A 21,796-nucleotide genomic window follows, 5' to 3' on the forward strand; every position below is an offset into this window, starting at 1 on the left:
GAACGGAATGCGGCTGCTTCGCCCCGGGGCACATCATCTGCGCCGCCCAGCGCGGTTCGTACTCGGTGCGAAGGGCGTTCAAGGCAGCCGCCTGGCGTAATCGGCGCGTATCAGTGCAGTTCATCCCGTATGCGAGCCAGTCGCGTACCAGTACAGCAGGCTGCCTGATCGCGGCCAGGAGAAGGACCGGATCAGCGACCTCGACCGAGGTCTTCACGCGGCACAGGCTGCCTCCCGCGCCGAGGGGATGCCGTCGGTGCAGGACGACTCACAGCGCCGCATGCGCGGCCATGACGTGCTTCACCCGCGTGTAGTCGTCGAGCCCATACCGGCTCAGGTCACGCCCGATACCCGACTGCTTGTAACCACCGTGGGGCATTTCGGCGAGGATCACCTGGTGGCAGTTGAGCCAGACGCAGCCGAAGTCGAGTTCGGCGCTGAGTCGCATGGCGCGGCCCAGGTCGGCGGTCCAGACGCTGGAGGCCAGGCCGAAGTCGACGCCGTTGGCGAGTGCCAGGGCCTCTTCCTCGGTGTCGAAGGGCTGGATGGTGATGACCGGGCCGAAGATCTCCTGCTGGACCACCGCATCGTCCTGCCGGACGCCGGAGACGACCGTCGGCGGGAAGAAGTAGCCGGGGCGCTCCAGGCGTATGCCGCCGGTCTCCACCACGGCGTGCGCAGGCAGCGTCTCGATCATGGCCGCCACGCGTTCGGCGTGGGCGGCGCTGTTGAGCGGCCCGTAGTAGGCGTCCTCATCGGGCGCGCCGGTGCGGGTGTCCTTGGCCGCCTCGACGAGGGCCGCCAATAGGGCTTCGTACGCGCTGCGTTGTACGAGGACGCGGGTGACGGCCGTACAGTCCTGGCCCCCGTTGAAGAACGCGGCGTCCGCCAGCGCCCTCGCCGTACGGGCGGGGTCGACGTCGGCGAAGACGATCGCCGGGGCCTTGCCCCCGAGTTCGAGGTGGACGTTCTTCACTTCGCGGGAGGCCCCGGCCATGACTTCCGAACCGGCGCGGGTGCTGCCGGTGATGGCCACCATGTCGACGTCCGGGTGCGCCACCAGGGCACGTCCTGTGTCCCGGTCTCCGCACACGATGTTGACGACGCCCGGCGGGAAGACCTGCGCGGCAAGTTCGCCGAGCAGCACGGTCGACCAGGGGGTGGTGTCGGACGGTTTGAGCACGACGGTGTTGCCCGCGGCGAGCGCCGGGCCGAGCTTCCACACGGCCATCATCAGCGGGTAGTTCCAGGGGGTGACCTGGGCGACCACACCGACCGACTCGCGCCGGATGTAGGAGGTGTGGCCTTCGGCGTACTCACCCGCGGCCACCCCCTCCAGGACGCGTGCCGCGCCGGCGAAGAAGCGCAGTTGGTCCACGCAGCGGTCGATTTCGACGGTGCGGGTGGCGGCCGGGGGCTTGCCGGTGGCCCGGACCTCGGCGTCCAGCAGTTGGTCGGCGTGCTCGGCGACGAGGTCGGCCAGCTGGAGCAGGGCCTCCTGGCGCCGGCCGGGGGTGGAGCGACGCCAGGACGCAAAGGCGCGGCGGGCCGCGGCGACGGCGGTGTCGACGTCGGCCGCGGTGGAGCGCGGGGCGGTGCCGTAGACCTCGCCACTGGCAGGGTCGACGAGTTCCATACGGCCCTCGATCGCGACCGGGCGGCCGTCGACGATGTTGTGGAGGTTCACATCAGCCATGCGGATGCTCCTTGCGCAGTCCGTCGACGGTGACGCCGGGGGCGAGGCGGCCGTCGGTGACCTTGAGGTGGATGAGGGCGGCGGTGCCGCTGGCCAGGGCGCGGTCCAGGGCGGGAGCGAACGCGTCGGTTGTCTCGACGGTTTCGCCGTGCGCCCCGAAGGCGCGGGCCAGGGCCGCGAAGTCCGGGTTGGCGAGGGCGGTGCCGCTGACCCGGCCCGGGTAGTGCTGCTCCTGATGCTGGCGGATGGTGCCGTACTGGCTGTTGTCCAGGACCAGGATCAGCGGGGTGACGCCCTCGGCGACCGCGGTGGCGAGTTCCTGGCCGTTCATCAGGAAGCAGCCGTCGCCGGCCACGGAGACGACGTGGCGGTCCGGGTTGTCCAGGGCCGCGGCGACGGCGGCCGGGATGCCGTAGCCCATGGAGCCGTTGCGCGGGGCCAGTTGGCGGGAGCCGGAGGTCAGGGTGAGGTGGCGCTGGGCCCAGATGGCGTGGTTTCCCGCGCCGAAGGTGACCACGCGGTCGGCGGGCAGCCGGGCGTCCAGGGTGGCGAAGACGGCTCCGAGGTCCAGCGGGTCGCCGTCGTGCAGCGGGGCCCGGAACGCCAGGTGCGCGGCCCGGTCCTCCTTGGTCAGCGTGGCCCAGACCGGCTCGCACTCGGGGCGCAGGGTGCGCAGGGCGCGGCCGACGGCGGCGGGTGCGGCGAGCAGCGCCAGGTCGGGGGTGTAGAACTGCCCTGGCGGCAGTGGCGCGGGCAGCGCGGTGACGAGCCGGGGGCCCGAGCCGTCGTACGGCAGCAGGGTGAAGCCGTCGGTGGGCACGTCTCCGGGGGCGGTGCCGAGTGAGACCAGCAGATCGGCGGTGCGCAGCCGTTCGGCGAGGTGGTCGGCGCGGCCGTAGCCGAGATGGCCGGTGTAGGAGGCGGAGTCGTGGTCGATGAGGTCCTGGCAGCGGAAGTCGGTGGCGACCGGCAGCTGCCATGCCTCGGCCCAGGTGCGGATGTCGGCACGGGCCTCGGGTGTCCAGCGGCTGCCGCCGAGCAGCACCAGCGGGCGCTCGGCGGCGGTCAGCAGCTCCGCGAGCCGGTCGAGTTCGGCCTGGCTGACGGCGCCTTCGGCGGGAGGGACGGGCCGCGTGTCGGCGACCTCGACCACGTCGGTGAGCATGTCCTCGGGCACGCCGAGGACGACCGGGCCGGGCCGCCCGGCCTCCGCGGTGGCGAAGGCACGGGCGACGTACTCGGGGATGCGGGCCGCGTCGTCGATGGTCTCGACGAGCTTGGCGCTGGCCCCGAAGGTGGCGCGCAGGTCCAGCTCCTGGAAGGAGTGGCGGTCGGTGTGGCCGCGCGGCACCAGGCCGATGAACAGGACGAGCGGGGTGGCGTCCTGGCTGGCGGTGTGCAGGGCGACGAGCGCGTTGGTGGCGCCGGGCCCCCGGGTGGTGAAGCACACTCCGGGGCGCCCGGTGAGCTTGCCGTGCGCCTCCGCCATGTAGGCGGCGCCGCCCTCGTGCCGGCAGACGACCAGTCTGAGCGGGGCGTCGTGCAGGGCGTCCAGCGCGGCGAGGTAGCTCTCGCCGGGTACGCCGTAGGCGGTGGTGACGCCGTGGGCGAGGAGCTGGTCGATCAGGACCTGCCCGCCGGTGCGGACAGGGTGAGACGGTGTCATGCGGAGACCTCTGCGTGGTCGGCGGGGGCGGTGCGTGTGGTGAGGGCGGAGCCGCGGCGCTTGTACAGCAGGCCCGCGGACCAGGAGCCCGCCACCGTGCAGGCGGCGATGATCACGAGCAGCAGGGCCGCGCCCCAGGACGCGCCGTCGGCGGCGCTGGTGAGCGACGTGGCGAGCAGGGGCACGAAGCCGGACAGGACGCCCGCGAGGTTGTACGACATGGCCACCGCGCTGTAGCGGAACTCCTCCGGGAACATGGTCGAGACGACCGCGCCGATCGGGGCGTAAGGGATGGACAGCGCGCCGATGCCGAGCGCGACACCGAGGTAGATCAGGCCGGTCTGCTTGGTGTCCACCAGCCAGAAGGCCGGGAAGGCGATCAGCATGGTGATCACGCCGCCGAGCGCGCAGACGGTCCAGGCGCCGATCCGGTCGGCGAGCCGGCCGGCCACGATCAGTACGAGGATCTCGACGACCGCGCCGATGACAGTGGCGTTCAGCATGACCTGCTTGTCGACGCCGAGTTCGTCGGTGCCGTAGGAAATGATGAACGTGCTCATCAGGAAGAAGCCGCCGACGCCGAGGAACGCGGCGCCGATTCCGATGATCATGCGGCCCCACGTGCGGCGGAACGCCTCGATGAGCGGTGCGGGCTTGGGGCCGTTCTTCTCGGCGTCCTCCAGCATGGCGCGGAAGACCGGGGACTCCTCGATGTGGATGCGCAGGTACAGCGCGACGAGCAGGAGCGGGAAGGCGAGGAGGAACGGGATGCGCCAGCCCCACGAGTAGAACGCGTCGTCCGGGAGCAGCCCGACCAGCGCGAAGACACCGCTGGAGAGCAGGGTGCCGACCGGGGAGCCGAGCTGCGGGATCGAGGAGTAGCTGCCGTGCTTCTCCTTCGGGGTGTGCTCCAGGGTGAGCAGCATCGCGCCGCTCCACTCACCCCCGACCGAGATGCCCTGCAGGAAGCGGAGCAGCGACAGCAGCGCGGGGGCCCAGATGCCGATGGTGGCGTAGCTGGGCAGCAGGCCGATGAGGCCCGTGGTGATGCCCATCATCACCACGGTGATGATCAGCGAGACCTTGCGGCCGTAGCGGTCGCCGACGTGACCGAAGACCGCGGCGCCGATCGGGCGCGCGACGAAGCCGACCGCGAACGTGAGGAAGGACGCGATGGTGCCCACGGTCGGGTCGAGCTCGGGGAAGAAGAGCTTGTTGAAGACCAGGGCGGAGGCGGTGCCGTAGAGGAAGTAGTCGTACCACTCCAGGGCGGTGCCGCTGAACGCTGCGGTCAGCAGTCTGCGGATGTCCTTGATGTCGGGCGAACTCACGACGCGTTCTCCTGGGGACGGACGGCCTCGGGGGCCGCGGGGGACGGGGGAACGGGAGTGCGGGTGAGGCCGTGCGGGTCATAGGCGGGTTCGCCGCCGACCAGCGTGGCCAGGACCGGGATCGCACCGATGAGATCCGGATCGGATCGGACGGGATCGCCGTCCAGCACGGTGAGGTCGGCGAGTTGTCCGGGGACGAGACGTCCCTTACGGCCGCCGAAGCCCGTGGCCTGGGCCGAGCCGTCGGTCCAGGCACGGAGCGCGGCCAGAAGCGGAACACTCTCGTCCGGACCATACGGGACGCCGGTTTCGGTCAGTCGCGTGACCATCGACTGGATGGCGGGCAGCGGTGCGCCCGGTGCGACGGGCCGGTCGGAGCTGCCGGGGACCGGCAGTCCGAGGTCAAGGAAGGAGCGCAGCCGGTAGGACCAGGCGGTGCGTTCGGGACCCAGGGCGGCGGCCATGGCGTCGCCGAAGGTGTGCAGGAAGTTGTGCTGCGGCACCGGTACGACGCCGGCCTCGGCGAACCGCGCCAGCTGGTCGGGACGGACCACTCCGGCGTGTTCGATGCGGTGCAGTACCCCGGCCCGGGGCTTGACGCGCTGGGCGCGGGTGAAGGCGTCGAGCGCGAGATCGACCGCCCGGTCGCCGATGGCGTGGGCGGCGACGGTCCAGCCGGCCCGGTGTGCGTCGACGACCAGGTCGGTCATGGAGGCGGGGTCGTTCTGGAAGTAGCCGGTGGGGTTGGCTGCTTCAGCCTCGTCGTGCGGGCAGCCGCAGAAGGGCTCGGTGACCGCGGCGGTGCGGCCGAGCAGCGAACCGTCCAGGAAGATCTTGACCGGGCCCAGCGAGAGCCTGTCGTCGCCGAAGCCGGTGCGTATCCCCAGGTCCAGCCCGAGGGCGATGTCGTCGTCGGCGTGCGCGGTCAGCGGGTGCAGCACGTCGGACGCGGCCATCAGTTGGGCCCGGGTGTGCAGCCGTCCGGTGTCGCGGGCCCGCTGGTAGGCGGCGAGCTCGACCGGCGAGTGGCCGATCCAGCCGCCGCCGATGCCGGCCTCGGTGAAGCTGGTGATGCCCTCGGAGAGGTAGTGGCGGGTGGCCGCGTTCACCGCGTCCGCGATGGTCTCGACCGGGTAGGGCAGCACCTGCCGCTGCACCAGCGATTGGGCGGTCTCTTCCAAGAGGCCGTCGGGGAGGCCGTGTTCGTCGCGGGAGACGACGCCGCCCTTGGGGTCGGTGAAGCCGGGTGCCAGGGCTCCGGCCGCGTCCAGGACCGGGGTGTTGACCACGCAGGCGTGCCCGGAGGTGTGCTTCAGCCAGACCGGGCGGCCGCCCGCCGCCCGGTCCAGGTGGGCCCGGTGCGGGTAGTTCCCGCCCATCTTGTTGTGGTCGAGTCCGGCGCCGATGACCCAGGCGTCGGGCGCGAGGTTCTCGGCGTAGGCGGCGACCGCTGCGTACACCTCGTCGGTGGTACGGCACCCGGAGACATCGAGCTGGCTGAGGGTGAGGCCGAACCAGGCGGTGTGGCAGTGGGCGTCGTTGAAGCCGGGCAGCACGGTGGCGCCGCCGGCGTCGAGGACCCGGCGGGCGGGCAGGTGGTCGACGTCGTCGTCGAGGCCGACGATCCGGCCGTGCAGCACGCCCAGCGAGCGGGCGGTGGGGCGGGACTCGTCGAGGGTACGGATGTTCGCGTTGCGGACCAGCAGGTCGAGGCGCATCGGTCGGGTCCCTCCTCTCAGGCAAGGTGGTGGAGCTGGGCGAGCGGCAGCTCGGTGGCGGGCGCGGTGCCGGTGGGCACGCCGTCGACCAGGACGGGCGCGGCCTCCCGGGGCACCTCGACCCGCGGGGTGGCTGTGTTGTGCAGCATGTCGGCGCGGGTCAGGCCGCGGCTGCCGCGGATCGGCGCGTACGACAGGCCCTGCGGCAGCGCGGCGCGCGCGGCCCGGTCCGCAAGGGCCGCCTCGGCGACGAAGACCTTGGACAGGCGGGCAGGGGCGGCGCCGAGCGCTCCGTAGTACGGGCGGTAGACGCGCGGCTGTGTCAGCCGGGTCGAGCCGGAACCGGAACCGGTGTTGCCCCAGGCCACGAACCCGGCCTTGAGGACCAGTTCGGGCTTGGTGCCGAACCACCTGGGATCCCACAGCACCAGGTCGGCCATCCGGCCGGGCTGGATCGTGCCGACCTCGTGGGCCAGGCCGTGCGCGACCGCCGGGTTGAGGGTGATCTTGGCGAGGTAGCGCAGCGCGCGGGCGTTGGCGGGCTTCTCCACTCCCCCGTCGCCTGCGGCCAGCGCCTGGACGTGGGCCAGCTGCCAGGTCCGGCGCACGGTCTCGGCGATCCGGCCCATGCCCATCGAGTCGGAGTTGACGATGGAGATGGCGCCCAGGTCGTGCAGGGCGTTCTCGGCGGCGATGGCGTGCTCGCGGATGCGGCCCTTGGAGATGGCCACATCGCTCTCGGAGTGGTGGTTCTGCCGGTGCACGGTCATCGTCATCGGGAACAACTCACCGACTGTGTGCGGGGTGTACGGCACGGTGGGCGTGGTCGACGAGGGCAGGATGTTCGGCTCGGAGAGGATCTCCAGGAGGTCGGGGTGCCCGCCGCCGCCCTCCACGTGGTACGCGTGGACGGTGCGGCCGCGGGTGGCGCCGATGGTGTCGCGCAGATAGCCGGACTCGTTCATCGAGTCCGTGTGCAGAGCGACCGGCAGGTCCGCCTGCTCGGCGGTGGCCAGGCAGGTGTCGATGATGCGCGGCGTTGCGCCGAAGTCCTCGTGGATCTTGAAGCCGCCCGCTCCGGCGAGCGTGATCTCGTCCAGCAGGGCGCGCGAGCTGGACGAACCACGGGCCAGAAAGGCGATGTTGAGCGGAGTGCCCTGCCAGGCGCTCATCAGGGTGTGCAGATTGTGCGCCGGGTTGCAGCCGATCTCCCAGACGCCGCCGAGACCCATCCCGACCAGGGTGGTGACACCGGCGGACAACGCGGCGGGGGCGACCTCGGGCGAGGAGAGGTGGACGTGGCTGTCCACGATGCCGGGGGTGGCGATCAACCCCTCGCCGGGGACGACGGAGGTGTGCGAGTCGATGGCGTACTCGACGTCCATCACGTCCGGGTTGCCTACGCCGCCGACCGAGACGATCCGACCGTCCTTGATGCCGATGTCGGTCTTGCGGACGCCGAGCACCGGGTCCATCAGGACGACGCCGGCGACGACCATGTCCAGCGCGGAGTCGCGGTCCGAACGCGGCGAGGCCAGCAGCCCGTCACGGACCGTCTTGCCGCAGCCGCCGAGGAGTTCGTCGCCCGGCGTGCCGTCGTCGGTCTCGACCTCGACCCACAGGCAGGTGTCGCCGAGCCGGATACGGTCGCCGGTGGTGGGGCCGTAGAGGGAGTGATACGTACGGCGGTCAATGGTGGTCATGCGCGCTCCTCCTGGTGCTGCGGGGCCGGGGTGCGCCGGACCGGGATCACGGTCACCTCGCGGGTCTCGCCCGGCGCGAAGGCCAGGGCGGTGCCGGCCGCGACGTCCAGGCGCAGCCCGGCAGCGGCCGAACGGTCCAGCGCCAGCGCCGCATTGACCTCGTGCAGCGGGTAGTGCGAGGAGACGTAGACGACGCGGTCGCCGGTGTTGGTGACGGTGAGGGTGGAGCGGGGGCGGCCGGCGTTGATCTCGACCGGCGTGTCCGCAGTGCGCACCGCGCCCGGGGGGTCGGCGTCCGGTGAACTGCCAGCCCCGGGGCCGATCGGCCGGTCGACGGCGACCAGCGAGGTGCCGCTTGGGAAGAGCGCCTCGACCTGGACGGTGGTGACGATGCCGGCGACCCCGTCCATCACGTCGTCCTCGGTCAGCACCGACCGGCCGGTCTCGATCACCTCGTCCAGGGACCGTCCGTCCCAGGCGGCCTCCAGCACCTCGTCGCAGATCAGGGCGATGGCCTCCGGGGCGTTGAGCCGTCGTCCACGGGCCCGTCGGCGACGGGCGAGTTCGGCGACGGTGAACAGCTGGAGACGCTCCTGCTCGCGAGGTGTCAGATGCACTGCCTAGACCTCCTGGGGACGACCGTCCCGTCAGGCTGGTCCGGGACTGACCCAGCATCCGGGGCAGCAGGCACAGATCCAACGTTGAAATATCGCCCGTACGACCAGCAGGATTGGTCACATGCACAATTTCGCTGCCACTAGCGCTGCCACTGGCGCTGCCGCCGGGCCCTCGCCCTCACGCCGCATCGCCGAGCTCGCCGGGCAGTGCCTGGACAACATCGACGGTCTTCTCGGCGTCTGGCTGGAAGACGTCCGCACCGTCCGCACCTCCTACGCGGACCGGGTCCCGGACGCCGACTTCCACGACTCGGCATGGCAGGCGTTCGAGCTGCTGCTGCGGACCGTGGCCCGGCTGCCGGTGCCCGCCCATATAGCGGGTGTCTCGGAGCGGGTGGGCGAGACCCGGGCCCGCCAAGGTGTCCCGCTGGACGCCCTGTTGGACGCGGCCCGGCTGGACTTCCGGGTGGTGTGGGCGGCACTGGTGCAGCGCGCCGAGGAGTCCGACATGGCCGAACTGGTTGGATCTGCGTACCTCGTGTGGGAGGCGGTGGAAAGCCATGTCACCGGGATCATGAAGGCGTACCAGCGCACGGTCCTCGAGATGGGGCGGCGCGAGGCGGACGAACGCCGGATGTGGTTCGCCCGGCTCCTGGAGAGCGAAGGGCGCAACCCGACCGTGGTCCAGGACGCCGCGCTCGCCCTCGGATTCAGTACTACGGGCCGCTTTTTGTGCGCGGCGGCGCCCACGGCGTCGGGCGCCGGACTGCACCGGGCGGCGGTGGCCCTGCGTCGGGCGGACGCGCCAGTGCAGCAGCAGTTGGTCGGCGGGGACGAAGTGCTGGTGGTGGAGCTGGGCCCACGCACCACCCGGCAGTCAGTGCTGACTCTGCTGGACGACACCCCATGTGGGGTCGCGCCGGAGGCGGCAGGGCTGGCGGCGGTACCCCGGGCGGCCGTCCTGGCGATCTCCACCGCGCAGGTGCTGCCCGCGGACGCGCAGGCGCCGCGGCTGCTGGAGGACAGCTGGCTGGACGTCCTGGTGCACAGGGCTGACGAGTTCGGCCAGGACCTCGCCGCGGACGTACTCGGCGGCCTCGACGCCCCAGGGGTCTCTCGTGCGGAGGCGGCGCGGCTGCTCGAGACGGTCTGCGCCCACCTCAGCGGCAGCGGCTCCATCGCCGACACCGCGTCCGCCTTGTACTGCCACCGCAACACGGTTCAGCATCGCTTCGGCCGCTTCGCGGAACTCACCGGGCGCGATCCGCGGCGGCCCGAGGACGCGGCCTTGGTGAGCTTGGCTCTGCGGGCGCGGGGACTGCACTCGACGACCGTTTCCGTAAGTCCCGTGCCTGGCGATTCGTCCTCCGCGCCGTCCCGTGCCACACGGGATACACCTGGCCTGTGACAGCTGTCGCTCGGCGGTCTCGACGCACGGTGACAGTTCCCCGGCGGGCCATGGGCATGCGGTGGCCTCTGCGATCCCGAGACTCCGACTGACCGGTGATAGCGTTATCCGGAATTTACGGAGACCCGATGGAACGACGCCAGCTGGAATATTTCATCGCCGTGGTCGAGCACGGCGGATTCACGGCTGCGGCCACTGCCCTCCATGTTGCACAGCCCTCGCTGTCCCATGCGATCCGGGCCCTGGAGCGTGAATTCGGCGGAAGCCTGTTTCACCGCCTCCCGCACGGCGTCGCACTCACCGCGGCGGGTGAGGCGCTGGTTCGACCGGCGCAGCAGGTCCTGCGGGACCTGTCCACGGCCAGTTCCCTGGTCCGTGAAGTCCTCGGGCTCAGCGGTGGCCGACTCGACATCGTTTCGCAGACGACCCTTTCGGTCGATCCGCTCGCCGGCATGCTGGGCCGCTTCCATCGCGTGCATCCGAAGGTGTCCGTGCGCGTGGTCGACCCGGAGCGGGGATCTGACGTGGCGCACATGGTCGCGGCCGGCCAGTGCGAGCTCGGTCTTGTGGACGCCTCGGTGACCACGGCGGACCTCCGCGGGATCGACCTGCCGGAGCAGGAGATGCACGTCGTGCTGCCCCCGGACCACCCGCATCCGGCAGGCGGCACGATCACCTCGCGTGAACTGGCCGCGCTGGACCTGATCGTCACACCGCCGGGCACCGAAACCCGGGCAGCGCTGGACGACGTGTGCACCGCGCTCGGCGTCGCACCGCGGATCGTGGTGGAGACCGCGCACCGCGCGATGATCGTGCCGCTGGTCCTCTCCGGCGTCGGCGCCTCACTGCTGCCCACCTCCATGGCCCAGGACGCCGCGCTCCGCGGGGCTCGGATGCTGTCCAACCGTCCGCGGCTGCTGCGCCATGGCCGGCTGGTCTGGCGGTCGGGCCCGCTGTCGCCTGCTGCCCAGGCGTTCGTGGACCTGGCTGCTTCTCCTGCCCAGGAATGACGCCCGAGCCGACGCCCGGCGTTGACGCCCGGCACTGAGCCCGAGCACGTCAACCCCTCTACCCCTGCCGGTATAGAAGTTTTCTATTGCCGTCATTCAAAACCGGTTCAGGGGGATTCAAGATGCCTTATTGACCGGTGTCGGTGGCGAATGACACTTTTACTGAACCGCAGGCAGGATCGTACGGCAAAGCCTCCTCCAAAGCCGTGGAAGCCCAGCTTTATTACGCCAGCAATTCGGCCAGGAGAAGAGCATGTGACCTTTTCACAATGCCGTCGATGTGCGCTGTCGACTCTTCACCGGGTTTCGATTCAACCGTTCGCCGGGGACCACAACGGAGAAATGCATGACTGAGTTCGACGCCGGACGGCACATACTCCCACGGCCGGACACGCGCCGGCCCCTGACGACCGCGATGGACGTCCACGAGCAGGAGACCGCCTTCACTCCCATCGGTCCGGTCCCTCCGCCGGAGGGCGCGCCGAACGTGGTGATCGTGCTCGTCGACGACCTCGGGTTCGGCACCTCCAGCGCATTCGGCGGGCCGTGCGAGATGCCGGCCGCGGAACGACTCGCCGAAAACGGGCTGCGCTACACCCGCTTTCACGTGACGGCCCTGTGCTCGCCGACCCGGCAGGCCCTGCTGACCGGACGCAACCACCACTCGGTCGGCATGGGCGGCACCACCGAAATGACCACCGCGGCCCCCGGATACAACGGATTCCGGCCGCGCAGCGCGGCGACCATGGCCCAGATCCTGCAGGGCAACGGCTACAGCACGGCGGCCTTCGGTAAATGGCACCAGACCCCGCCGCGGGAGATCAGCGCGGTCGGGCCGTTCGACCGTTGGCCGACCGGGGAGGGGTTCGACACCTTCTACGGGTTCATGGGTGCCGAGATGAACCACTGGTATCCGTTGCTGTACCAGGGCACCACCCCGGTCGAGCCGGATCGCCGACCCGAGGACGGCTACCACCTTTCCGAGGACCTCGTCGACCACGCCATCGATTGGGTACGCACACAGCGCACTCTGACCCCGGACCGGCCGTTCTTCACCTACCTCGCGCTCGGCGCCGCACACGCTCCTCTGCACGTCGGCCGGGAATGGCAGGCGAAGTACCGCGGACGCTTCGACCACGGCTGGGACCACCAGCGCGAACTGACCCTGCGGCGGCAGAAGGAACTCGGAGTCGTGCCCCCGGACGCCGAGCTCGCGAACTGGGCGGAGGGTGTTCCGCACTGGGACGAACTCACCGACAACCAGCGCCGGCTGGCGGCCAGGTTCATGGAGACGTTCGCCGGGTTCACCGAACATGCCGACGTACAGGTCGGCAGATTCATCGACGCGCTGGAGGAACTCGGCGAGCTGCACAACACACTCATCCTCTACATCCTCGGTGACAACGGCGCTTCAGGCGAAGGTGGCATCGAGGGGACGATCGTCGAGCACCGGCTCGGGCACGGCGTGGTGGACGATCCGGACGAGATGATCGACCACCTCGACGAGATCGGCGGCCCGCACAGCTACCCGATCGCCCCGGCAGGATGGGCGCTGGCGCTGAACACCCCCTATCAGTGGACCAAGCAGGTGGCCTCACACTTCGGCGGCACCCGGGACGGCATGGTCCTGCACTGGCCCCGGGGGGTCCCCGAGCGCGGCGGCCTGCGTCACCAGTTCTCGCATGTGATCGATGTGCTGCCGACGATCCTGGACTGTGCGGGAATCCCGGCGCCGTTCAGCGTCGACGGGGTGACGCAGCAGCCCATCGAGGGGACGACCATGTGGCGGACGCTCGCCGATCCCCACGCGCCCGAGCATCGCCGTACGCAGTACTTCGAGATGTGCGGCAACCGGGGCATCTACCACGAGGGCTGGATGGCGGTGACCCGGCACGGCATCCCGTGGGAGATGGTTCCGGACAAGGGCCGGAGGTTCGCCGACGACGTCTGGGAACTCTACGACCTGAACCACGACTGGAGTCAGGCGCACGACCTCGCCGCCGAGCATCCCGAGAAGTTGCGCCGGCTGCAGGACCTGTTCCTGATCGAAGCGGCGAAGTACCAGGTCTTCCCTCTGGACGACCGGGTCACCGAGCGGGAGAACCCCGCCATGGCCGGGCGCATCGATCTGCTCGGTGACCGGACATCCGTGACCTACCGCGGGCGAATGCGGCGGTTCACCGAGGAGACCACACCCAACATCAAGAACCGCTCGCACAGCATCACCGCGGACGTCGACGTGCCGGAGACAGCGGCCGAGGGCGTGCTCATCGCGCAGGGTGGCCGATTCGGCGGCTGGTCCCTGTACTTCACCGGTGGAAAACCGGCCTACGCGTACAACTACTTCGGGATGAGCCTGTACACCGTGCGCGGCGGCGAGCCCCTGGAGCCGGGACGGCACGAGGTCCGGCTCGAGTTCGACTACGACGGCGGAGGACTCGGCAAGGGCGGGACCGCCGTGCTCATGGTGGACGGTGAAAAGCAGGCGACCGGACGGGTCGAGCGGACCATCCCGTACTACTTCTCCTTCGACGAGACGCTCGATGTCGGAGTGGACCTGAGTACGCCGGTGACCGACGACTATCCCGTCCTCGACAACGAGTTCACCGGGACCATTCATTCGGTCCGCATCGACTTGGACGTCCAGACCTCTGAATCCTCCGAGTTCGACGGTGGACTGCATCGGCGTGTCATGGGGGCCCAGTGAACTGCTGTGCGCCGTCCGGCGGCCGGGCGGCGGACCGGCCGCCGTCTCAACAGGCCGCAGTCCGCCGGGTGACGACTGAGGGCATGGTGGCTGTTCCCGCCGGCGAATTCCTCATGGGCAGTGAGGATGCGCTCTCCTACGCTGCCGACGGCGAAGGGCCGGTGCGGACGGTATACGTCGACGCTTTCTGGATGGACGCCTGCACGGTGTCGAACGCGCAGTTCGCGCGCTTCGCCGCCGAAACCGGGTACCGCTCCCCCGTCGAGCGGATCGGCTGGTCGTTCGTCTTCGCCGGTCTGCTCCCGGACGACTTCCCGCCGACCCGGGGAGTGGTGGGCGCACCCTGGTGGCGCCAGGTCGAGGGCGCCGATTGGCGCCATCCCGACGGACCGCATTCCACATGGGAGGGCCGGGCGGATCATCCGGTCGTCCATGTCGACTGGCACGACGCTCGCGCCTACTGCTCCTGGGCCGGTAAGCGCCTGCCCACCGAGGCGGAATGGGAACGCGCCGCCCGAGGGGGCCTGCAGGGGAAGGTGTTCCCCTGGGGCGACGAGCTCGAACCGGGCGGCCGCCCCCGGATGAACGTGTGGCATGGCGACTTCCCGAACCGGCACACGACAGCCGACGGCTGGTACGGCACCTGTCCGGTCAACGCCTACGAGCCCAACAGCTTCGGCCTGTACAACACCACCGGCAACATCTGGGAATGGTGCGAGGACCCGTTCTCCCCCTCGCGCGACGGACAGCAGCGCGTCGCCAAAGGCGGCTCCTACCTGTGCCACGCGTCCTACTGCCGCCGCTACAGGGTCGCCGCGAGACAGGGCCTGCCGCCCGACTCGGCAACCGGCAACGTGGGGTTCCGGTGCGCGCTGGACACGACTTGATCCCTATATGGCCTGGTCCCTGGGGCCACCGGCACATCGCCGCCAGTCCGGGGGCGGGACTCTTCATCGTACGGCCCGGAGTCATGTTCGACTCGATCACTCAGGCACTCGATCACTCAGGCAACGGCGCGACGCGCCGGCGCATAAGGAGCAGGACCATGGCAAAGCAAGCAAGACAGTGGCGCGTCGGCTCGGCGGGCGTAGCGGTCCTCGGCCTCGCCCTCACCGCCTGCGGCGGCGCGAAGGTCGGTGACAGCTCCGCCGGGGCCAACAGCAGCTCGGGCAAGTGCGGCACGTTCAACATAGCGGTCAACCCCTGGGTGGGTTATGAGGCGGATGCGGCGGTCGTCGGCTATGTCGCGGAACACGAACTCGGCTGCAAGGTCACCAAGAAGGACCTGAAAGCGGAAATCGGCTGGCAGGGATTCGAGACAGGCGAGGTCGACGCCATCTTGGAGAACTGGGGACACGAGGATCTCAAGAAGAAATACATCACTCAGCAGAAGACCGCCGTCGACCTCGGCCAGACCGGCAACAAGGGCATCATCGGCTGGTACATCCCACCGTGGATCGCGAAGAAGTACCCCGACATCACCAGCTGGAAGAACCTCAACAAGTACGCATCCCGGTTCAAGACCTCCGAGTCGGGCGCCAAGGGCCAGCTGCTGGACGGCGACCCGTCGTACCAGACCAACGACGAGGCGCTGGTGAAGAACCTGAAGCTGAACTTCAAGGTGGTGTACGCGGGCAGCGAGACCGCCCTCATCCAGGCCTTCCGAGACGCCGAGCAGAACAAGAAATGGGTGATCGGCTACTTCTACGAGCCGCAGTGGTTCCTCTCGGAGGTACCGCTGGTCAAAGTCGAACTGCCCAAGCACACGGCGGGCTGTGACGCCGATCCGGCGAAGGTCGCCTGCGATTACCCCGTGTTCGACCTCGACAAGATCGTCAGCACCAGGTTCGCGAAGTCGGGCAGCCCGGCCTATGACCTGGTGAAGAACTTCAAGTGGACCAATGACGACCAGAACACCGTGGCGAAGTACATCGCTTTGGACAAGATGACGCCGGAGGCGGCGGCGAAGAAGTGGGTCGAAGCGAACCCCGACAAGGTCCAGGCCTGGCTCGGGTAGGACAGGTCGAGTGACCGGGCGGCCGGCCGTCCTCCTGCGGCCTACTGGCCGACCCGGCCGTCCTCCGCTCGCGCGGGAAGTCCTCGTGGCCGTTGTGCCGCGCGTACTCCTCGATCATGCGCACCAACACCTCGCCCAGAGGGCTTCCGGAGGAACTAACCCCAATTCCCGTGGTCCTATATCAACGCGCATGGCAGTAAGTGGATTCAACAGGCCTTCTGCCCGCAGCGCGCTGCTCGACCATTGCTGCATCCAGGCCGATGGGTCGAACCTCCCGGAGGAAGCTCCAAGTTGTCCCACACCAACACCAGTGGGCGGCCGAGCTGTTGGTGAGCCACAACGAGCAGGTCGCGGTAGTCCGTCCAGCCAGCGGTGGCGGCGGGCCTGGCGGGGCGGCACCGACGGGCTGCGGTCGACCCTGTCGAGGATCAAGACGCTGATCGGGCGCCGGTTCCACGGGACGTGCACCGCGACGCTCGCATGCGCGCCTTCATCGACGCTCACGACTGGATCACCGCCCACTACCTGCCGTCTTACGCGCCGCAGCTCAACCCGGTCGAAGGCATCTGGTCCCTGCTCGGCCGCCGCAGCGACCTCATTGACGGATGTCTGGCCGCCACTGGGCTCACCCTGACGGGCACCACGCCCACAAGCTCAGTAGATGGCCGGACGGCGCTAGTCCAGGGTCTTCAACTGTTGGCGGTTTTACTGCGTTTTCCTGCATGAATCGGGCGTAGTCGCTGGGAGTGCGTGTCTTTGTGCGGTGGTCGGTCGTTAGGTCGATCGGATAGGGGAGTGTGCCCGGTTCGGGGCCATGGAGGGGGTGGTGGGTGTGGGCCGGTTGGTGGCGACGGCGACGTGCTCTGCCTTTCGTGGTGTGGTCGAGGGCAGTGGTGAACGGGTCGGTAAGCGGCTGCTGCTGGAGCGGGTGTCCTTCCTGGCGTCCCTGTGTCAGGACCTCACCCGGCGTCTGGTGGCTTCCCGGTGGGACGAGGACTCGCTGGATGCGCTGGCCGCCGGAGTCGACGGGCAGGGTGAGAAGCTGCCATCCAAGGGATGGATGGCCATACGCCGCCTGGGCTGGCAGCACGCCGCGGTCGCCGAGGGCGTGTATGTCTCGGATCGGGTGCGCCGGGGTGCCGAGGAGTACGCGGCGCGTACCCTGCGCCTGGCTGTGCACCGGCGCACCCTGGTGGCGGCGGTCCTGGCCACCTGGCCCGCCGATCCCCGTCGGCGCACCGAAGCGGAGTGGGCCGCGCTGCGGGCCGTCCTGCCCGCCGGGGTGAGTGGTGCGGAAATCCGCAACCGGACCCGGCAGGTGCGCGCGTATCTGGCCGAGAACGGGCGCCTTCCGGCGGGACTGTGCGAGCTGGAGGACCCGCCCCAGGTCGCGGCGCAGGTACTGCTTGCCGCGATGGACCGCCAGCAGGTCACCCTTGACCGGGTGGATGAGACCACAGCCCGGCTGCGGGTGAAACTCCCGCTGTGCGCGGCCCCGGCCTCGGGACGGGAGTGGGCCTGGCATGTGCTCGACCTCCGGCTGCCGGGCACCGTCGAGCCGGACGCGGTCCTGCACACCCCGACCCTGCGCCCCACCCCCGGTGGCCGGATCGCGGTGGACCTGCCGCACTCGACGCCGGTGGCCGCCACCCAGGCCACCGGGCACCGGGTGGCGGTGGGCTTCGACTGGGGGGTCAACACCCTGCTCACCGGCACGGTCGGCCGCCTGACCGGACGGGCCGGAACGGCGCGGGTGGTCACCGACGGCCGCCCCCTGATCTTCGACGCCACCACGATCAGTGCGAAACTGCACCGGCTGCGCACCCACCGCGAACACCTCGCGGCCAAACGCGACCACTACCAGGCGCTGGCGGACGGGCTCGGTGCCCCGCACCTGGCCTGGGCTGAACTCCTGGACAAAGCCGCGGTGCTGCAGACCGAGCACGAGCGGGTGTGCGCCCGTATCCGCCGCCTGAACCAGGCGCTGGCCTGGGCGGCGGCCCGCTGGGCCGTCGACCAGAGTGCCGCGCTCGGCGCCACCGTGATCTACCTCGAAGACCTCGCCACCCTCGAGGCCCGCGGCAGACGCCGGGGCAATGCGCGGCTGTCCGGGCAGGTCCGCGGCACCGTGGCCGAGGCGATCCGGCACCTGGCCGCGAAGGCGGGCATCGCGGTGGTCACCGTCCCGGCCCGGGGCACCTCCGCCGGGTGCCCCGGCTGCCTCGGTCCGCTCACCCACCACCCCGCCCCCGACCGGCTGGGCGAACGCGGCTGGACATGGGCCCACTGCACCCGCTGCCATCTGTCGATGGACCGGGACCACGCCGCCGCCCGCCGGATCGTCTCGCGCGGCCTGCTCGCCCAGGCCCACACCGCGACCGAACGCGCCACCGGCACCCACACCATCCGCACCACCGTCGAGGGCACCGTCCACAGTGTGCGCCGCCCCAAACGAACCACCCGCCGCCTGCGACGCCGCGCCCGCCGCCAGACAGCTGCACCACCCCGGCCGCCCGGGCCGAAGACCACCCCCGGCAAGGCCCGCCCCACCCCCAACAGACCGGTCGACACCTCCCGGCGGCACACCCCACACGCCACCGGACAACCCACCCCAGCCCCAGCCGGGGCTGTGAAGACTTCCCGCCGTATGCCCGAAGTGCGTACGGTCCCCGCCACCACCCCCACCGGGGTGGTCCAGCGTCCGGCGGGGCATGACACCCAGGCACCCATCCCTCACGGGCCGATGCCAGGTCATGGAGTAACCGCCCCTGGTAACCGGCCGGAAGAATACCTTCCTACCAGTTACCGGGCGCGGCTCTCACGCGGAACCTGTCGACGACGCACCCGCGCCGCCGAGCGGACCGGCTTCCACCACGCGCACGCCACCGAAGTCCACCCCCTCACCCCGAGGTTCGGACCCCACCACGGCAACCGCACACGGCCACGCCGCGCCCGAAAAGCCTGAAACCCTCAGGCACACACAGAGTTCCAGAGACGCTACTTCGAGGCTGGCCCGTGCATTCGGCCGAGGCACGGGCGGGCTCACGCGGGGACGCGCATGTCGCCCGTGTATCGCACGTCCCTGAGCGGAATGCCGTCATACTCCTCGAACCGCTCTGGCCCGTCGGGCGAGAAGCCCGCGCGAGCGTAGAACCTCTGTGCGCGGACGTTGTCCGCGAGGACCCACAGCTCCAGGCGCCGGAATCCAAGCTCAGCGGCCCGCTGACGCACCACCCCCATCAGTCTTCGTCCCGTGCCGGTCCCGATGCGGTCCGGCCGTACGTAGAGGGCGTAGAGCTCGCTTGCCGCGTCCCCGCCGGGCTCGCCGGCGCGGGGCCCTATCGCTGCCCACCCGGTCACCGTGCCGTCCTCGGTGGCGACGAAGTTTTCCACCCGGTTCCCGGCCGCCATGAACCACTGCCGGCGCTGGGCCGCGTCCTCCTCGACACTCATGGCGTCGAGGAAGCTCTGCGGCACGATCCCGGCGTACGCCGCCCGCCAGCTGCTCACACGAACCGCCGACACGGCGTCTATGTCGTCCAGATCCATCGCCCGTACCTCGATCACGGTCGTAGGGTAATCGCGCTTGCAGGGCCGACCGTTGGAATTTCGGGGTGCCGATCAGGACCATCGCGCACCCGACCATGACGACACCACGTATTCAACGTCAGTAGAGACGTTGAGGGCAGCACCGGCCGCCCTCAGGCCCCCGCCAGCAAGGCCGGAGCCACGGACAACTGCTGGGCCGCCGCCAGAACGGCGGGACAGCGGACTCCGCCATGTCCTGGCGGTAGGTCAAGACGTCACACCGAAACTGACAGAAAGAACCGGCTGTACCGGGAGCTCGGTCTGCGCATGACGTACCAGCCCCGGCAACACAAAGTGCTGGTCGGGATCACTCCCGACCAGCACTCCGTTGGATAACCCGTTGTGTCCGAGTGGGGACTTGAACCATTCACCAACTGACTGTGGGCGACCGGCGTAGTCGGGCTCTCGTAGTCGATTCATGGCAGCAGCCGGGGACGCCCACGCGCCCCCGATCCGGCGTGGTACATCCGCCGCGGCGTAACCCGAACCTACGTGCCGAATCCCGAGCCCTGGCTGCCGGGTGGACATGACGGCGGCCGCCGACCGGCAGCTGACTGCGGACTTCGCCCGGTGGCGTCCCTCGGGCCTGAAGTCACTGGAGCTTCAGTGCCTGCAGGTAGCTTGCGACCTCCACCGTGACCGCGTCCCGGGCGGGGCCCAGGTAGCGGCGGGGATCGACGGTCCGTGGGTCGGTGGACAGCCGGTCCCGGACAGCACGGGTGAAGGCGGCGTTCAGGTGCGACGAGATGTTGATCTTCGTCATTCCGGAATGGACGGCCGTGGCGAGATCCCGTCCGGCGACGCCCGACGAACCGTGCAACACCAGAGGAACCGCCACGGCTTCACGGATGCCCGCGATGAGCGCGAAGTCCAGGGTCGCGGTCTTGTCGGTCATGGCGTGCGACGTGCCGACCGCGACGGCCAGCGCATCGACCCCGGTCGCAGCCGTGTACGCGGCCGCCTCGGCCGGGTCGGTGCGCACCCCGGGGGCATGCACCCCGTCCTTGCCGCCCACCTCGCCGAGCTCCGCCTCGACCCACACGCCGTCGTCATGACAGCGGGCGGTGATCTCGGCAGTGGCACGCAGGTTCTCCTCGTACGGGAGCGCCGAGGCGTCATACATCACCGAGCCGAAGCCCAGCCCGCAGGCCTCAGCGACCATGCGTGGGTCCGTCGCGTGGTCCAGGTGGACGGCGACCGGGACGGCGGCCCGGCGGGCAGTGGCGAGCGCCGCGAGGCCTACGGGTTCCAGGCCGCCGTGGTAGCGGGCGGTGTTCTCGCTGATCTGCAGGACGACGGGGGTACGGGCCTTCTCGGCACCAGCGACGATCGCGGTGGCGTGTTCGAGTTGGACGACGTTGAAGGCGCCCAGGCCGCGACCGGCGGCGCAGGCCTCGGCGACCAGTTCGCCGGTGGGCACGAGCGTCATGCGAAGGCTCCGGGGAGGATCACCGAGCGGGAGAGATGGCGCGGCCGGTCGGGGTCGAGGCCGCGTCGGCAAGCGACTTCGACAGCCAGTTTCTGGGCCCGTACCAGCGAGGCGACCGGATCGACGGCATCGGCGGTGAACCAGGCTCCGGTGGCGGCGACTTCGTCCTCCAGACCTCCAGGTGCCTCGCCGAAGCACCACACCAGGCTCGACTCGTCGCTGATGCTGATCGGGCCGTGCCGGTACTCCATGGCCGCGTACGACTCGGTCCAGGCACGGGCGGCCTCGCGGAGCTTGAGCGCCGCCTCGTCGGCGAGGCCGACGGTCCAACCGCGGCCGAGGAAGGTGAACTGGCTCCGACCGGACCATCCGTGCGGCAACGGTTCGGTGACCGCCAGCTCGCCGTCCACGATCGAGTCCGTCAGGTCGATGCCGAGGCCGGCGCGCAGCAGCTGCAGTGCGGTGGTGGCGAACCGGGTCTGCACGACGGACTTCTCGTCGGCGAAGCCCAGGTCGAGGAGTGTTCCGGCGTGCCGTGAGACGGGGCTGTCGGTGACCCCGGTGAGCGCCACGGTGGGGACGCGCCCGGACACGGCGGCGAGCAGGGACAGCACCTCGGTCGTCGTGCCGGAGCGGGTGATGGCCACGATCCGGTCGTAGGGACGGGTCAGGACGGCCTCCGAGGCGGGAAAGGCATCGGTCTCGCCCAGTCCCTCGGACTCGCGCAAGGAAGCGTAGGCGCGTGCCATGTAGTACGAGGTGCCGCAGCCGACCACGGCGATCCGCTCGCCCGGATGCGGCAGCGCCGAGGTCGATGACGCCGCCAACTCGGCTGCTCGGGACCAGCATTGAGGCTGACTTGCTATCTCTGCCGTGACATGTGCGGGGGCGATCATCGCCTTCCCT

15 protein-coding genes and 3 pseudogenes are annotated in these 21,796 nt (G+C 70.2%); 7 read left to right on the top strand and 11 right to left on the bottom strand.

From position 1 onward, the window contains the following. Window positions 1–268: 268 nt before the first annotated feature. Genes ABT009_RS11820 through ABT009_RS11845 form a run of 6 tightly spaced genes read right to left on the bottom strand, consistent with a single transcriptional unit; the run spans window position 269 to window position 8,731 of the window. On the bottom strand, window positions 269–1,696 hold the full coding sequence (locus ABT009_RS11820; RefSeq protein WP_351292251.1) for an aminobutyraldehyde dehydrogenase: 1,428 nt from the start codon (window positions 1,694–1,696) through the stop codon (window positions 269–271). Continuing rightward, complete coding sequence (locus ABT009_RS11825) at window positions 1,689–3,362, bottom strand: thiamine pyrophosphate-dependent enzyme (RefSeq protein ID WP_351292253.1); 1,674 nt, start codon at window positions 3,360–3,362, stop codon at window positions 1,689–1,691. The genes ABT009_RS11820 and ABT009_RS11825 overlap by 8 nt, the downstream gene beginning before the upstream one ends. After that, complete coding sequence (locus ABT009_RS11830; protein WP_351292255.1) at window positions 3,359–4,693, bottom strand: MFS transporter; 1,335 nt, start codon at window positions 4,691–4,693, stop codon at window positions 3,359–3,361. The genes ABT009_RS11825 and ABT009_RS11830 overlap by 4 nt, the downstream gene beginning before the upstream one ends. After that, complete coding sequence (locus ABT009_RS11835) at window positions 4,690–6,411, bottom strand: amidohydrolase (protein ID WP_351292257.1); 1,722 nt, start codon at window positions 6,409–6,411, stop codon at window positions 4,690–4,692. The genes ABT009_RS11830 and ABT009_RS11835 overlap by 4 nt, the downstream gene beginning before the upstream one ends. Window positions 6,412–6,428: 17 nt before the next feature. After that, a complete protein-coding gene (locus ABT009_RS11840) occupies window positions 6,429–8,114 on the bottom strand; it encodes an urease subunit alpha (protein ID WP_351292259.1) in 1,686 nt (561 codons plus the stop codon). Beyond that, window positions 8,111–8,731: an urease subunit gamma gene (locus tag ABT009_RS11845; protein WP_351292261.1), complete on the bottom strand. Its 621-nt coding sequence runs from the start codon at window positions 8,729–8,731 to the stop codon at window positions 8,111–8,113. The genes ABT009_RS11840 and ABT009_RS11845 overlap by 4 nt, the downstream gene beginning before the upstream one ends. A 121-nt stretch (window positions 8,732–8,852) precedes the next feature. Here ABT009_RS11845 and ABT009_RS11850 point away from each other — a divergent pair, with 121 nt between their 5' ends. The 5 genes from ABT009_RS11850 (at window position 8,853) to ABT009_RS11870 (ending at window position 15,873) form a co-directional block, all read left to right on the top strand. Further along, a complete protein-coding gene (locus ABT009_RS11850) occupies window positions 8,853–10,139 on the top strand; it encodes a PucR family transcriptional regulator (RefSeq protein WP_351292263.1) in 1,287 nt (428 codons plus the stop codon). A 128-nt stretch (window positions 10,140–10,267) separates the two neighbouring features. After that, complete coding sequence (locus ABT009_RS11855) at window positions 10,268–11,149, top strand: LysR family transcriptional regulator (protein ID WP_351292265.1); 882 nt, start codon at window positions 10,268–10,270, stop codon at window positions 11,147–11,149. Window positions 11,150–11,495: 346 nt separating this feature from the next. Beyond that, complete coding sequence (locus ABT009_RS11860) at window positions 11,496–13,856, top strand: arylsulfatase (protein ID WP_351292267.1); 2,361 nt, start codon at window positions 11,496–11,498, stop codon at window positions 13,854–13,856. Beyond that, window positions 13,853–14,743 (top strand): formylglycine-generating enzyme family protein, encoded by an 891-nt coding sequence (locus ABT009_RS11865; RefSeq protein WP_502989857.1) that lies wholly within the window; start codon window positions 13,853–13,855, stop codon window positions 14,741–14,743. The genes ABT009_RS11860 and ABT009_RS11865 overlap by 4 nt, the downstream gene beginning before the upstream one ends. A gap of 158 nt (window positions 14,744–14,901) precedes the next feature. After that, window positions 14,902–15,873, top strand: a complete 972-nt coding sequence (locus tag ABT009_RS11870; RefSeq protein WP_351292271.1) for an ABC transporter substrate-binding protein — start codon at window positions 14,902–14,904, stop codon at window positions 15,871–15,873. 41 nt (window positions 15,874–15,914) lie between these two features. On the opposite strand, the pseudogene ABT009_RS11875 reads toward ABT009_RS11870, so the two are convergent. Together ABT009_RS11875 and ABT009_RS11880 are read right to left on the bottom strand one after the other, a co-directional pair. Further along, window positions 15,915–16,012 (bottom strand): annotated as a pseudogene (locus ABT009_RS11875) (mycothiol transferase); the annotation flags it as partial. 142 nt (window positions 16,013–16,154) lie between these two features. After that, window positions 16,155–16,238: pseudogene (locus tag ABT009_RS11880) on the bottom strand (transposase); the annotation flags it as partial. 94 nt (window positions 16,239–16,332) lie between these two features. On the opposite strand from ABT009_RS11880, the pseudogene ABT009_RS11885 reads away from it, so the two are divergent. Both ABT009_RS11885 and ABT009_RS11890 read left to right on the top strand, forming a co-directional pair. Continuing rightward, window positions 16,333–16,509: pseudogene (locus ABT009_RS11885) on the top strand (transposase); the annotation flags it as partial. A gap of 241 nt (window positions 16,510–16,750) precedes the next feature. Further along, window positions 16,751–18,838 carry a zinc ribbon domain-containing protein gene (locus ABT009_RS11890; RefSeq protein WP_351292273.1) on the top strand — a complete coding sequence of 696 codons (2,088 nt, stop codon included), beginning with the start codon at window positions 16,751–16,753 and terminating at the stop codon, window positions 18,836–18,838. A 77-nt stretch (window positions 18,839–18,915) separates the two neighbouring features. Here the strand turns inward: ABT009_RS11890 and ABT009_RS11895 are convergent, their stop codons facing one another. The 3 genes from ABT009_RS11895 to ABT009_RS11905 form a co-directional block, all read right to left on the bottom strand. After that, window positions 18,916–19,440, bottom strand: coding sequence for a GNAT family N-acetyltransferase (locus tag ABT009_RS11895; RefSeq protein WP_351292275.1), 525 nt, complete (start codon window positions 19,438–19,440; stop codon window positions 18,916–18,918). A gap of 613 nt (window positions 19,441–20,053) precedes the next feature. Beyond that, entirely contained in the window at window positions 20,054–20,890 is an 837-nt protein-coding gene (locus ABT009_RS11900) for a class II fructose-bisphosphate aldolase (protein WP_351292277.1), read from the bottom strand. Then, complete coding sequence (locus tag ABT009_RS11905) at window positions 20,887–21,786, bottom strand: SIS domain-containing protein (RefSeq protein ID WP_351292279.1); 900 nt, start codon at window positions 21,784–21,786, stop codon at window positions 20,887–20,889. The genes ABT009_RS11900 and ABT009_RS11905 overlap by 4 nt, the downstream gene beginning before the upstream one ends. Between the last annotated feature and the right edge of the window lie 10 nt (window positions 21,787–21,796).

This window comes from Streptomyces sp. NPDC002896, assembly GCF_040295225.1.
GTDB lineage: Bacteria > Actinomycetota > Actinomycetes > Streptomycetales > Streptomycetaceae > Streptomyces.